The sequence below is a fragment of the Kitasatospora sp. NPDC036934 genome (assembly GCF_055608425.1).
Map to the genome: position 1 here is coordinate 100,008 of NZ_JBVJQR010000009.1, position 13,435 is coordinate 113,442.

A 13,435-nucleotide genomic window follows, 5' to 3' on the forward strand; every position below is an offset into this window, starting at 1 on the left:
TTTCGGTCATGTCAATTCGTACGACCCGTTGTGCTATTCCATTGGGGTGTCAGTCGTTCCTACACTGAGACCCCGCCGCACGGGGGCTGCGGGAGGCAGGTTGCCGACGGGCCCGGGGGAGGCACGTGTGACTGACCGGGGCTGGGACGAGGACGAGGCCCGGCCGTACTTCTTCCTCTCCTACGCGCACACGCCGAAGTCCGGTGCGCGTGGCGCCGGCGACCCGAACCACTGGGTGCGCCAGCTGTACCGCGACCTCTGCGAGGCGGTGCTCCAACTCACCACCGTCCCGGCCGGGGTGCCCGTCGGGTTCATGGACGAGTCCATGCACCAGGGCGAGTTGTGGGCCGAGCGGCTGTCCGAGGAACTGGCGACCTGCCGGGTGTTCGTGCCGCTGTACTCGCCCCGGTACTTCAACAGCGTGCCGTGCGGCCAGGAGTGGCACGCCTTCACCCGTCGTCCGGTCTACCCGGCGACCATGGAGGTGGAGCGCACCAGCGGCATCGTCCCGGTGCTGTGGGCGCCGATGAGCCGCTACCGGCTGCCCAAGGTGGCCAGCGAACTGCAGTTCAACCACGCGGGGTTCGGGCCCGACTACGCCACCGAGGGCCTGTACGCGCTGATGAAGCTCAGCTACTTCCGGGCCGCGTACGAGCTGGCAGTGCACCGGCTGGCGGCGCGGATCGTCCAGGTGGCGGAGGAGACGGTGATCCCGGTCGGGCGGCGGCTCGAATTCAACGGCCTGCCGAGCGCGTTCAACGTCTCTGCCCCCACCAAACAGCTGCGGATCTCCGTACTCACCTACCACCAGGGCGAGTTGCCCCGGGACCGCAACCCCGACTTCTACGGCGCCCGGCGCACCGACTGGCACCCGTACCGCCCGGCCGGATCCCCCATCGCCCAGCACGCCGTGCGCCTGGCCCGGCAGTTGGGGTTCCAGCCGACCGTGCACGAGTTCGACGACGAGGTGGAGTCGATCATCGAGGGCAACGCCGAGGCCCCCGGGCTGCTGCTGCTCGACCGCTGGTCACTGCGCGACCCGCGCCGCCGCGAACTCGTCCGCCGCTTCGACCGCTCCGACGCCACCTGGGTCAGCGTGCTGGAGCCGTGGAACACCGACGACCGCGAATGCCTCGAACGGGACGGCGAGTTCAGCGGGCTCTCCGACCAGACCCTGCGCAAGACCCGGCGCGCGGGCCGCCCCAGCTTCCTCGGCGTCACCGGCCCGACCGGGCTGAACAGCCTGGAGGACTTCGACGACGCGCTGCCCCGGGCCGCGATGAAGGCCAAGTACGCCTTCGAGAGCCGCACCAGGGCCGAACCGGAGGAGCCGCCGACGCCCCGGCCCAGCCTGCGCGAGGCCTTCCGCCGCGGCCCCGGAGGGTACGGGCCGGACGGCTTCGGCGGGCACCGGACCGAACCCTACGGACCGGAACCATTCGACCGGGACCACGACCCCGACCGGGACCCCGACCGGGACGGCCCCGTCGCCCGGAACGATCCCCCCGGCCGCAGCACCCCGCTCGACCGCAACACCGACCGAGTAGATCGCACGACCGATCGCACCACCGGCCGCACCACCGACCGCAACCACCGCACCGCCCGTGAGAACGATCGCGACCACCGCTACGACCGTGACGACGGCGATGACCCCGATGCTGGGATGGCGCCCTTGGGAGGACCGAACCGATGAGCGACAACACCACCAGGAACCTCCGCCTCGGCGCCGCCGAGATGGCCGCCGCCCGCGAGGCCGCCCGGCGGGCCGCGGAACAGGACCGCAACGGCCGGATCATCACCTTCTACTCCTACAAGGGCGGCACCGGCCGCACCATGGCCCTCGCCAACACCGCCTGGATCCTGGCCGCCAACGGCTTCCGGGTGCTCACCGTCGACTGGGACCTCGAAGCTCCCGGCCTCGCCAAGTTCTTCCACCCCTTCCTGGACCCGGCCTCGCTGGCCGGCACCACCGGGATGATGGACCTCATCGCCGAGTACCGCGAGGAGGCGCTGCGCCCGGTCGAGCACGCCGAGGGCTGGCACCTGGACTTCGCCCGGGTGCACCCGCACGCGCTCTCGCTCTCCTGGCCGTACTTCCCGGCCGGCGGCAGCCTGGACTTCCTCTCCGCGGGCCAGTTCAACCGCGACTACTCCGAGGCCGTCACCCACCTCGACTGGGACATCTTCTACGACCGCTTCGACGGCGGGCAGTTCTTCGACGCGCTCAAGGCCGACATGGCCAAGCGCTACGACTACGTGCTGATCGACTCCCGCACCGGCCTGTCCGACATCGCCGAGATCTGCACCGTCCAGATGCCCGACGACCTGGTGGTCTGCTTCACCCTCAGCGACCAGTCCATCGACGGCGCCTCCCGGATCGCCCAGCACATCCACGACCGCTACCGCGACCGCGGCATCCGCATCCTGCCCGTCCCGATGCGCATCGACGAGGGCGAGAAGGAGAAGGCGGACGCCGGCCGCGCCCTCGCCCGGGTCCGCTTCGACGGCCTGCCCGCCGGCCTGGGCGGTGAGGAACTCGCCGGCTACTGGGGCTCGGTGGAGATCCCGTACCGGCCGTTCTACGCCTACGAGGAGATCCTCGCCACCTTCGGCGACCAGACCGGCACCCCCACCTCGATGCTGGCCGCCTGCGAACGGCTCACCTCGATGATCACCGAGGGGCGGGTCAGCGGGCTGCCGGCGATCGACGAGGAGGTGCGGCTGCGCTACGTCGACGCCTTCACCCGCCGCCGCCCGTCCGTCCCCGCCGACCTCTACCTGTCCTACGTGCCCGAGGACCGGATGTGGGCGGACTGGATCGAGTCCGTGCTCACCAGGGCTGGCTTCCGGGTGCTGCCGCGCGACCTCAGCGCCGGCACCGACCCGCGCGAGGAGACCGAGCGCGGCATCGACTCCGCCTACCGCACGGTCGCCGTGCTCTCGCCCGCCTACCAGCGCTCCCCGCAGGCCCGCGCGCTGTGGGAGTCGGTGGTCAACTCCGACCCCTCCGGCACCCGGCGCCAGCTGCTGCCGGTGCGCGTCGGCGACGTCCGGCTCACCGCGCCGTTCAGCAACCGCAACCCCGTCGACCTGGTCGGCCGCGACGAGACCCAGTCCATCCAGAGCCTGCTGCGCGCCCTCGGCCGCGGCGACGCGGTGCTCGGCGACGCCCCCACCGGCGGCCCGCGCTTCCCCGGCAGCAAGCCCTCGGTCTGGGACGTCCCGCCGCGCAACCCGTCCTTCACCGGCCGCGCCGCCGTCCTGGAGCAGCTGCGCAACCAGCTGCGCGGCGGCATGGCGGCCGTCCTGCCCACCCCGCAGACCCTGTACGGGCTCGGCGGCGTCGGCAAGACCCAGGTGGCGCTGGAGTACGCCCACCGCTTCATGTCCGACTACGACCTGGTCTGGTGGATCGACGCCGAGCAGACCGAACTGGTCGCCCCGGCACTGGCCGAACTCGCCCGCCGACTCGGCCTGCGGGTCGGCGACTCGGTCACCGAGGCCGCCGAGGCCGCCCGGGAGGCGCTGCGCCGCGGCGTGCCCACGTCGCGCTGGCTGCTGATCTTCGACAACGCCGACGAGCCCTCCGAGATCCGCCGGTTCTTCCCCGGCGGCTCCGGCCACATCCTGGTCACCTCCCGCAACCAGGCCTGGACCGGGCACGCCGAGGCGCTGGAAGTCGACGTCTTCACCCGCGGCGAGAGCGTCGAGCACCTGTGCCGGCGTGCCCGCAGCCTCTCCCGCCCGGACGCCGACCGGGTCGCCGAGGCCGTCGGGGACCTCCCGCTGGCCGTCGAGGTGGCCGCCGCCTGGCTGGACACCACCGGCACCCCGGTCGACACCTACGTCAACCAACTGCACGCCGAGGCCGCCCGCGCCCTCGCCGTCGACCACCCCACCGACTACCCCACCCCGGTCGCCGCGACCTGGAACGTCTCGATCGGACGGCTGCGCCAGCAGTCCCCGGCGGCCGTCCGGCTGCTCCAGCTGTGCGCCTTCTTCGCGCCCGAGCCGATCTCGATGAACCTCTTCTACAGCGACCAGATGATCCGCGCGCTGGTGCGCTACGACGCCGACCTCAGCGACAAGTTCATGCTGGGCAAGGTCATCCAGGCGATCGGCCGGTACGCCCTCGCCAAGGTCGACGCCGGCAGCAACAGCTTCCAGGTGCACCGGCTCGTCCAGGCGGTGATCCGGGCCGGGATGACCGACGACGAGCAGGAGATCGCCGTCCACGAGGTGCACCGCATCCTCACCGGCGCCCGGCCCGTCCTCGGCGACACCGACGACCCCGCCAACTGGCCCGCCTTCGACGAGATCTGGCCCCACCTGTCGCCCTCCAAGGCGCACAACTGCGACGAGGCCGACACCCGCCAACTGCTCATCGACCGGGTCCGCTACCTGTGGAAGCGCGGCGAACTCGACCGCGCCCGCGACCTCGGCCACGCCCTCGACGCCGAATGGACCAGCAAGCTCGGCGACGACGACCGGCAGACCCTGCTGCTGCGCTTCCAGCTCGCCAACGTGCTGCGCTCCCAGGGCAACTACGCCGAGGCGCTCGCCCTCGACGAGGCCACCCTGGAGCGCCAGCGGGTGCTGCTCGGCGAACACCACCCGTACACCCTGATGACGGCCGGCTCGCTCGGCGCCGACCGGCGGGCACTCGGCCGCTTCCAGGCCGCGCTCGACCTGGACCAGGAGATCCTGGAGCAGTTCCGCGAACTCTTCGGCGACGACAACCCGCGCACCCTGTCGATGGCCAACAACCTGGCCATCGACTACCGGCTGGTCGGCAACAGCGAGGCCGCCCGCGAACTCGACCAGGAGACCCTCGACCGGCGCACCGCCGTTCTCGGCCCCAAGCACCCCTACACCCTGTCCACCAAGTCCAACCTGGCCCGCGACCTGCGCGAACTCGGCGACTACCGCGGCTCGGTGGACCTCCTCCAGGAAGTCACCTCCGACCTCGGCGACGTGCTCGACCCGGACCTCCCGGAGAACCTGCGCAACGCCAAGTCGCTCGCCGTCTCGCTCCGCCGGATCGGCCAGCTCGCCGAGGCCCGCCGGATCACCAAGGAGACCTACGAGCGCTACCTGGAGCGCTACGGCGCCGACGCCCCCGACGCCCTCGCCTGCGCGCTCAACCTGGCCGCCGACCACAGCGCCTCCGGCGACAAGGAGGCCGCCCGCGACCTCTGCTCCACCGTCTTCGAGGGCCACCGGCGGCTGTTCGGCGACGAGCACCCGTTCACCCTGGCCTGCGCCAACAACCTCGGCATCTACCTGCGCGGCAGCGGCGACGTCCAGGGCGCCATCGAACGCGGCCGGCTCACCGTCGACGGGCTGACCCGCTCCGTCGGCGCGGAGCACCCGTACACCCTCAACGCGGTGATCAACCTGGCCAACGCCTACGGCGACGACGGGCAGACCGACCTCGCCGAACAGCTCGGCCGGTCCGCCTACGCCGGCCTGTGCGGGCGCTACACCCCGCAGCACCCGGACGCCGTCGCCTGCGAGGCCAACCTGGCGATCACCCTGCGCGCGGCCGGCCGGCACACCCAGGCCGCCGAACTGCGCGCCCGGGCGATCTCCGAGCTGATCCGGCAGTTCGGCGAGGAACACCCCAACACGGTCTCCGCGCGCGGCTGGAAGCGGATCAACCGCGACCTGGAGCCGCAGCCGGTGTAGTTGGGGAAGGGGGCGGGGTACGCTGCCGAGCCATGAGCGAGAGCAGCGAGCGGGCCACGGACCCGACCACCCCGCCCCCGGTCCTGGTCACCCGGCACCCCGCGCCCGGCGTCCTGGAACGGCTCACCGACCGGTACGCCGTCACCTGCGGCGAGACCGACCGGGAGCTGGACCGGGCCGAACTGCTCGACGCCGTCCGCGGTCGCCGGGCCGTGCTCACCACCCTCAACGACCGGGTGGACGCCGAGTTCCTGGACGCCGCCGGCCCGCAGCTGGAGATCGTCGCCAACCACGCCGTCGGCTACCACAACGTCGACCTCGCGGCCTGCGCCGAACGCGGTGTGGTCGTCACCAACACCCCCGGGGTGCTCACCAACGCCACCGCCGAGACCGCCTGGGCCCTGCTGCTGGCCGCCACCCGCCGGCTCGGCGAGGGCGAGCGCCTGCTGCGCTCCGGCACGCCCTGGACCTGGAGCCCGAACTTCCTGCTCGGCCTGGAACTGGCCGGCACCCCGCTCGGCGTGCTCGGCATGGGCCGGATCGGGCAGTCGGTGGCACGCCGGGCCGCCGCCTTCGACATGCCGGTCAGCTACCACAACCGCCGCGAGCTGCCGCCCGAGCAGGCCGCCGGCGCCGGGTGGAAGCCGCTGGAGGACCTGCTCGCCACCTCCACCGTGCTGGTCGTCACCTGCCCCTGCACCGAGGAGACCCGGCACCTGCTGGACGCCCGCCGGCTGGCCATGCTGCCGCCCGGGGCGGTGGTGGTCAGCATGACGGCCGGCGTGGTGGACGAGGAGGCGCTGGCCGCCGCCCTGGAGTCCGGCGCGCTGTTCGCCGCCGCCGTGGACAACTTCGAGCACGAGCCCGCCGTCCCGTCCGCGCTGCTCGCCCAGGAGCGCGCGGTGCTCGTTCCGCACCTGGGCAGCGCCACCGTGCGCACCCGGCAGGCGATGGGCGACCTCGCGGTGGACAACATCCTGGCGGTGCTGGACGGTTCCGGGCCGTTGACCCCGATCCGGAGTTAACCCGCCGCCCAGGCCAGGGCCGTGGTCATCACCCGGAACGCCCCGAAGTGCGCCGCGCCGGGCTCCAGGAAGAGCTCGGAGCCCGGGATGTGGTCGGCCAGCCAGCGGGAGTGGTCGACCGGCGAGAACTGGTCGTCCGCGCCGTGCCACAGCCAGGTCGGCACCCCGATCGACCCGACCTCGAAGCCCCACTCCGCGGTGAAGGCCAGCACGTCGTCGATCCAGCCGTCCGCGCCGTGCCGGAACGCCTCCCGGTAGTTGCTCTGCAGCATCCGGCGCAGCCCGCTGTCCGCCACCACCTCCCGGTCGGCGGGGGAGAGTTCGGTGCGCAGCCCGTTCAGCAGCCGGACCGGGTCGTCCTTGATCTGCCGGGAGCGGAACTCCATCGCGTCCGCGATCCGGCCGTGCCCGCGCTCCGCCTCCCGGTAGGCGCGGACGTTGGACGGGGTCATCCCCGCGTACCAGTCCAGGCCGGTCGCGGCGCGCGGGGCCAGCCCCACCAGCACCGCCACCCGGCTGACCCGCTCCGGCAGCAGCGCCGCGCAGGCCAGCGCGTGCGGGCCGCCGCCGGAACGGCCCAGCACCGCGAAGCCGTCCAGCCCCAACTCGTCGGCGATGGTGCGCACATCGGCCGCCGCGTGGGCGACCCGGCGGCCGAACAGCCGGGTCGAGTCGCCGTAGCCGGGCCGGTCGTAGGAGATCAGCCGCACCCCCAGCCGGTACAGCACGGTGCTGCGCGGGTGCGGCCCCACCCTGCTGCCCGGCATGCCGTGCAGCAGGAACACCGGACGGCCGCGCGGGTCGCCGAGGGACTCGACGGCGAGGGCGCGGCCGTCCGCCGTTTTGACCATCCGTAACGCCACGCGTTCCTCCTAGTACTCCGGGTCGGTGGTGGTGCGCACCTCCCGGCGGGCCTGCCAGGTGGTGTGCTCGCGGGACACCGCGTCCTCGGCGTCCCGGGCCAGCCGGGCCCAGAGCTCCTCGGCGTCCACCGACTCCAGGTCCAGCCGGGCGAGTTGGAGGCGGATCAGCTCCAACTCCTCGGCCGCCAGCGCGTACGCGGCGGCCAGCGGGCGGTACTGGCGCAGCTGCGCCCAGGCGGTGACCGAGGCGGCCACCGCCGAGACCGTGCCCAGCGCGTCGTAGGTGAACGCGCCGAGCGCCCGCAGCACCGCCAGCGCCAGACCCAGCGCCGGCAGCAGCACTCCCAGCACGCCGGTCCAGTACCCGGCGCGGGCGCAGTAGCGGGCCTTGCGGCGGTACCAGTCGTGCTGCACCCGGATCCGCTCGTTCAGGTACACCTCGCGGCGCACCGCCAGCGGCTGGCCGCGCAGGTCGCGCATCGCCTCGGTGACCTCGACCCCGCTCGCCGGCACGGGCACCGGGCTGTCCCGGAAGGCGCCCAGCACCCTGGTGAGCTGGAAGCGGTACAGCCCCTCGGCGTCCGGCAGGCTGCGCGGCGGCGGTCGGTAGGCGTCCGCCCGGACGGCGAACTTCCAGGCCAGTGTCTTCACCGACTCGGCGGCCGCCCGGCCCTCGTACCAGAGGCCCTGCGGGTTCTGCCGGCCGATCACCACCGCCAACCCCACCGCGCCCAGGTACGCGGCGGCGGCCGACCAGGCCCACGGCTCGCCGTCGGCCGAGCCGGTCGCGGCGGCGAGCAGCAGCAGGGCGAGCTCCCCGGCGGAGAGCAGCACCGCGCGGCGCTGGCCGCGCAGCGAGGCCGCGTCGGCGGCCCAGAAGAACTCGGGCAGCAGCTCCTGTTCGCGCACCCACCCGGTCGGTCCCGCACCAGACGCCATGCTCGGCCCCCACCCGTCGCTCAGGTCCCTCGGCTCTCCTGCCCCGGGCGGCTTCCCGGTACGCCTGGCGGTGGCCGGAGCGGTCCGCAATGGCCGGGAAGGCCCGCTGGATTGTCCGGTACGCCCCGTAGTCGCACCGGCACTCGCCGTCAGCGGGCGTGCAGGGGAGGCGGGCCGATCGGGATCCGTCGGTCCTGCCGCTATCAGTAGGTGTAGAGGATGCGCTCGGCGTTCTCGGCCATCTGCTCGGCGTTCCACTCGGTGCCCCCCGGCACGTTGCCGGAGCGGAACAGCGGCGGCGCGGGCGCGTCCCCGGCGGCCGCCCGGTCGGCCAGCCGGCCGACCGCCGAGGCGACCACGGCCTGCATCAGCGCGCTGGTGACGATGGTGGAGACCGGGCCGAAGGAGGTCTCGGCGCCCGGGTGGCTCAGCTCGCCGTCGCCGACCGCGACCTTGCTGTCCAGCACCACGTCGCAGTGGTCCTTCAGGTAGGTGCCGGAGGGGTGGGCCGAGGGCACCTCGCCGGGGTAGGCCAGCGAGGTCACCCCGATCACCTTCAGGCCGCGGTCCCGGGCGTACCGGGCCAGCTCGACCGGCATCACCTGGCGGCCGGACAGCGAGATGAGGAAGAGCAGGTCCCCGCTGGTCGCCGGGGTCAGGTCCAGGGTCGCGGTGGCGAGCCCGGAGACCCGCTCCAGCGCGCTGGACAGCGGCGCGGGCATCATCGTCACCCCGGCCATCCCGGGCACGTTCAGCAGGTTCATCGGGACCAGTCCGCCGGCCCGGTAGACCACGTCCTGGGCCGGCAGCGAGGAGTGCCCGGCGCCGAAGGCGAACACCCGCCGCCCCTCGGAGACCGCCTCGGCCAGTAGGGCCGCCGCCGCCTCGATGGTGTCGGACTCCTCCTCGCGGACCCGGTTCAGGTGGGCGATCGCGGCGTCGAAGTACCTGCCGACCAGGTCGTTCATCGGGTGCCTTCGCTCTCTGCCGGTGGGGGCGCCGGCCGGGTGGGGCGGCCGGGATGGCCCGGACCGCCAGTGGAGAAAGCTACGGCGAGCACGGTCGCGCCCCGGCGGCACCGCTGTCAACAGGAACGAAAACCGGTCCCGGAAACCCCGGGGCGGGCCCGGTTGTCGGTGCGGTACGTCAGAATTGGCGGTGAGGACACCGAAGAACGGAGCCAGCGGCGATGTCTGGGCTGATCGACACCACAGAGATGTACCTTCGCACCATCCTGGAGCTGGAGGAAGAGGGCATCGTCCCGATGCGTGCCCGGATCGCGGAGCGGCTGGAGCAGAGCGGACCCACGGTCAGCCAGACGGTCGGCCGGATGGAGCGCGACGGGCTGCTCCAGGTCGCCGGGGACCGCCACCTCGAACTCACCGAGGAGGGCCGCCGGCTCGCGGTGCGCGTCATGCGCAAGCACCGCATCGCCGAGTGCCTGCTGGTCGACGTGATCGGCCTGGAGTGGGAGCAGGTGCACGAGGAGGCCTGCCGCTGGGAGCACGTGATGAGCGAGACGGTCGAGCGCAAGGTGCTCGCCATGCTCGGCCACCCGACCCAGTCCCCGTACGGCAACCCGATCCCGGGCCTGGACGAGCTGGGCGACACCAAGGCGGAGGGCGAGGGCTTCGACGCCGCGCTCGTCCCGCTGGACTCCGTCAAGCCGGGCGAGGCCGGGGCCGACGTGGTGGTCCGCCGGATCGGCGAGCCGATCCAGACCGACAGCGCGCTGATGAGCACCCTGCGCCGGGCCGGCATCCGGCCGGGCTCCACGGTGAAGGTGACCATGGGCGCCGGCGTCGGCGGTGTGCTGGTCGGCACCGGGGAGAACGCGGCGGAGCTGGGCAAGGACATCGCCCAGCACGTCTTCGTCGCCCAGGCCTGAGTCACCGCCCCACCGCCTCAGCCCACCGCCTGACCCCACCGCCTGACCTGGTGCCCCGCCTCGTCGCCCGACCCCGGTCGGCCGGGGCCGCCCGCTCCGTACCGACGATCAGGGCCCGCTGCTCCCCGTGCAGCGGGCCCTTCTCGTCCTCCCCGGCCCCTCCTGTCCCTCCCGCTCCCCTCCATCGCCTCGCCCGGCTTCCCCGTCCGAGCGACCCTTCCGGCGACCCCCACACCGCCATTCCTCCCCTCGGTCGATCTTGGCAATCCTTGAGCGCAGTCACTCGTACGGGGGGCTTTCCCGGTTGACCAGCGGGTAGACCGAGGCCTTATCCGCACATGCGTATGACGGGCCTCGTCTCCGGTGGGAGACAAGGCCCGTCACTCGCGCGCGTTGTGTCGCGCGGTGCGCACCCTCACCCGATCGGCGCAGGGCGGCAGGCTTCGGCCCGGACCGGACCTCGGGCCCGCGGCGGGGCGTGGTCCGGTCAGACGCCCGCCGGCTGGGCGGCCGGGACGGGCTGCGCGGGCGCCTCGCGGCCGCAGGCGTACGCGAGCGGGCTGATCAGCTCGGCGGCGTCCGGCAGCCAGCGGTTGGACTCGGAGGGGGAGCGGGCCCACTGGGCGTAGCCGGTGGAGCCGATCCGGGACGGCGGGGCGACCGTCCAGTCCCCCTCGCCGCGGGCGACCAGGTCCAGCCGCCCGGGCGGCCAGCCGAGCTTGCGGAGCATCTCCGGCAGCTTGGCCGCGACCCCGGGCAGCACCAGGAAGTGCAGCCGCCGCCCCACCCGGCCGGGCGAGGTGGGCAGCACCACGACCGGCCCGAGCTGGAGGTCCATCCGCTCCATCCGGGCCAGCGCGAGGCACCCGGCCGTCTCCGGCACGTCCAGGACGTCGAAGGACCGGCCGGTGGGCAGCAGGATCGAGGCCTTGGGCCGCTCCGTCCACCAGCGCCGCACCGCACCGGGCCCGGCGCTCGCCTTGCGGGCCCAGTCCGCGTCCAGCGGGTGGGCGCCCGGCTGGGTGCAGCGCTGGTCGCCGCAGGAGCAGCGGGCGGGGCCGTCGCCGTCGATCAGCCAGGCGCCCGGGGCCACCTCCCAGTGGCGGTTCTCGGCGTAGCCGACGGCTTCGATCAGCAGCGGGGGCAGGCCGGCGTTCTTGTCCTGGCCGGGGGCGTCGGGGATGTCTTCCACGGGCTGCTCAACTACCGTGTGTGAGGCTGGTTACGGCCCGGCGGGCCCCGGTCGGCCGCATCCCGGCAATGTCACCCGAACCGGTGACTCAAGCGAGTTGGGGCGGGCGGAGGCGGGCGCAGCGGGGGCGCACGGAAGCATTCCCCAGGGCGCGCGGGGGGTGCGGTTCGTCACCGTGGGTATCCCGCTGGCGTTGCTGATCGCTAACCTGGGGTCAGATTCCTTGGACGGTCGGACAGTCGGCAACAGATCAGCACATCGTCGCCCGCCGGCCGGGACCGGAGGGTGTGGGGAGGCGAAGCCCAATGGCCGCGAGACCACTCGTCGCACGACAGCCCAACGAGCGCCTGCAGCAACTGATCCAGGAGGCCAGCTGCTCCAACGCCGGTCTGGCCCGCAGGGTCAACCTGTGCGGCGCGGAGCACGGACTGGACCTGCGCTACGACAAGACCTCCGTCGCCCGCTGGCTGCGCGGGCAGCAGCCGCGCGGGCAGGCGCCGGCCGTGATCGCCGAGGCGCTCGGGCGCAAGCTCGGCCGCAGCGTGTCGGTCGAGGAGATCGGCATGGCCGACGGCAAGAACCTCAGCTCCGGCATCGGGCTGCAGTTCGCGCCGACCCTGAACGCGGCCCTGGAGCAGGTGTGCGAGCTGTGGCGCAGTGACGTCGGCCGGCGGGACTTCCTGACCGGTGCGACGGTCGCCGCCTCCGCGCTGGTGGAGCCCAGCCGGGACTGGCTGATCACCCCGCCCGACCCGGTGGTGGCCCGCGCCGGCGGCCCCCGGGTCGGCCCCACCGACGTGGCCGCGATCAAGGCGACCACCGCGATGCTGGTCGACCTGGACCACCGCTTCGGCAGCGGTCACGTCCGCCCGGTCGTGGTGCACTACCTCAACTCGGTGGTCTCCGGCCTGCTCGGCGGCGCCTACCGGGAGGAGACCGGCCGCCAACTGTTCGCCGCGGTGGCTCGGTTGACCGAACTGGCCGGCTACATGGCGGTGGACACCGGGCAGCCCGGGCTCGCCCAGCGCTACTACATCCAGGCCCTGCGGCTCGCCCAGGCCGCCGACGACCGCGGCTACGGCGGCTATGTGCTGGCCGCCTCGATGAGCCACCTGGCGGCCACCCTCGGCAACCCGCGGGAGATCGCGCAACTCGCTCGCGCCGCCCAGGAGGGCGCCCGGACGGTGGCCACCCCGACGGCGATGGCGATGTTCTACGCCGCCGAGGCCCGCGGCCACGCCCTGCTCGGCGACGCCCGCTCCTGCGAGGCGGTGTCGGCCAAGGCGCTGGAGATGATGGAGAAGCGCCGCCCGGAGGACGACCCGGACTGGATCGTCCACTTCGACGACGCCTACCTCGCCGACGAACTCGCCCACTGCCACCGGGACCTGGAACAGGCCGGGCCGGCCGAGCACTACGCCCGCCGGGCGCTCGACCTCCACCCGCCGACCCGGGTCCGCCGCCGCGCGGTGGACCTGGTGCTGCTCGCCACCGCCCAACTCCAGCAGCGCGACCTGGAACGCGCCTGCGAGACGGGCACCCAGGCGGTGCGGCTGCTGAGCGGGCTGCGTTCCAACCGGGGCGTGGAGTACCTGGACGAGTTCCGGCGCCGGCTGGAGCCCTACCGCGAACAGCGGGTGGTGCGAGAGTTCCACGCCAGGGCGGACGCGGAGGCGGCCTGAGGACCGTCCGATCGTCTGTGCAGGGAGCGTGTGGGATTGTCACGCCCACGTGGTCACCCGGTGAGGCGAACCGGTAGCGTGGGCGCGACGTCCAAGGAACTGTGATGCTCCCAAGAACCGACGAGATGTGGTCCGCCGCCAGTGCGCGGTCCTGCACA

General features: G+C 73.3%; 9 protein-coding genes. 5 read left to right on the forward strand and 4 right to left on the reverse strand.

Annotation, left to right across the window (positions count from 1 at the left end; all coding sequences use genetic code 11):
• Positions 1 to 127 precede the first annotated feature (127 nt).
• From ACZ7BZ_RS15935 to ACZ7BZ_RS15945, 3 genes are read left to right on the forward strand one after another with little or no spacing between them, the layout of a single operon-like run.
• On the forward strand, positions 128 to 1,693 hold the full coding sequence (locus ACZ7BZ_RS15935) for a TIR-like protein FxsC (RefSeq protein ID WP_470358857.1): 1,566 nt from the start codon (positions 128 to 130) through the stop codon (positions 1,691 to 1,693).
• 41 nt (positions 1,694 to 1,734) lie between these two features.
• Positions 1,735 to 5,688: an FxSxx-COOH system tetratricopeptide repeat protein gene (gene fxsT, locus ACZ7BZ_RS15940; RefSeq protein WP_380455257.1), complete on the forward strand. Its 3,954-nt coding sequence runs from the start codon at positions 1,735 to 1,737 to the stop codon at positions 5,686 to 5,688.
• 32 nt (positions 5,689 to 5,720) lie between these two features.
• The gene (locus ACZ7BZ_RS15945; RefSeq protein WP_470358858.1) at positions 5,721 to 6,713 is read left to right on the forward strand and encodes a 2-hydroxyacid dehydrogenase; all 993 of its coding nucleotides are present in this window, start codon (positions 5,721 to 5,723) and stop codon (positions 6,711 to 6,713) included.
• On the opposite strand, the gene ACZ7BZ_RS15950 is transcribed toward ACZ7BZ_RS15945, so the two are convergent.
• The 3 genes from ACZ7BZ_RS15950 to ACZ7BZ_RS15960 form a co-directional block, all read right to left on the reverse strand.
• A complete protein-coding gene (locus ACZ7BZ_RS15950) occupies positions 6,710 to 7,564 on the reverse strand; it encodes an alpha/beta fold hydrolase (RefSeq protein ID WP_470358972.1) in 855 nt (284 codons plus the stop codon). The two genes, ACZ7BZ_RS15945 and ACZ7BZ_RS15950, sit on opposite strands and share 4 nt — an antisense overlap.
• A 21-nt stretch (positions 7,565 to 7,585) precedes the next feature.
• Positions 7,586 to 8,515, reverse strand: a complete 930-nt coding sequence (locus tag ACZ7BZ_RS15955; protein ID WP_470358859.1) for a DUF4231 domain-containing protein — start codon at positions 8,513 to 8,515, stop codon at positions 7,586 to 7,588.
• Between the two features lie 203 nt (positions 8,516 to 8,718).
• A complete protein-coding gene (locus tag ACZ7BZ_RS15960) occupies positions 8,719 to 9,483 on the reverse strand; it encodes an SIS domain-containing protein (RefSeq protein WP_470358860.1) in 765 nt (254 codons plus the stop codon).
• A gap of 221 nt (positions 9,484 to 9,704) precedes the next feature.
• Here ACZ7BZ_RS15960 and ACZ7BZ_RS15965 point away from each other — a divergent pair, with 221 nt between their 5' ends.
• Complete coding sequence (locus tag ACZ7BZ_RS15965) at positions 9,705 to 10,403, forward strand: metal-dependent transcriptional regulator (protein WP_380455193.1); 699 nt, start codon at positions 9,705 to 9,707, stop codon at positions 10,401 to 10,403.
• A gap of 487 nt (positions 10,404 to 10,890) precedes the next feature.
• Here the strand turns inward: ACZ7BZ_RS15965 and ACZ7BZ_RS15970 are convergent, their stop codons facing one another.
• Positions 10,891 to 11,595 (reverse strand): bifunctional DNA primase/polymerase, encoded by a 705-nt coding sequence (locus ACZ7BZ_RS15970; RefSeq protein ID WP_470358861.1) that lies wholly within the window; start codon positions 11,593 to 11,595, stop codon positions 10,891 to 10,893.
• A gap of 305 nt (positions 11,596 to 11,900) precedes the next feature.
• On the opposite strand from ACZ7BZ_RS15970, the gene ACZ7BZ_RS15975 reads away from it, so the two are divergent.
• Positions 11,901 to 13,277, forward strand: a complete 1,377-nt coding sequence (locus ACZ7BZ_RS15975) for a transcriptional regulator (RefSeq protein WP_470358862.1) — start codon at positions 11,901 to 11,903, stop codon at positions 13,275 to 13,277.
• Positions 13,278 to 13,435 lie beyond the last annotated feature (158 nt).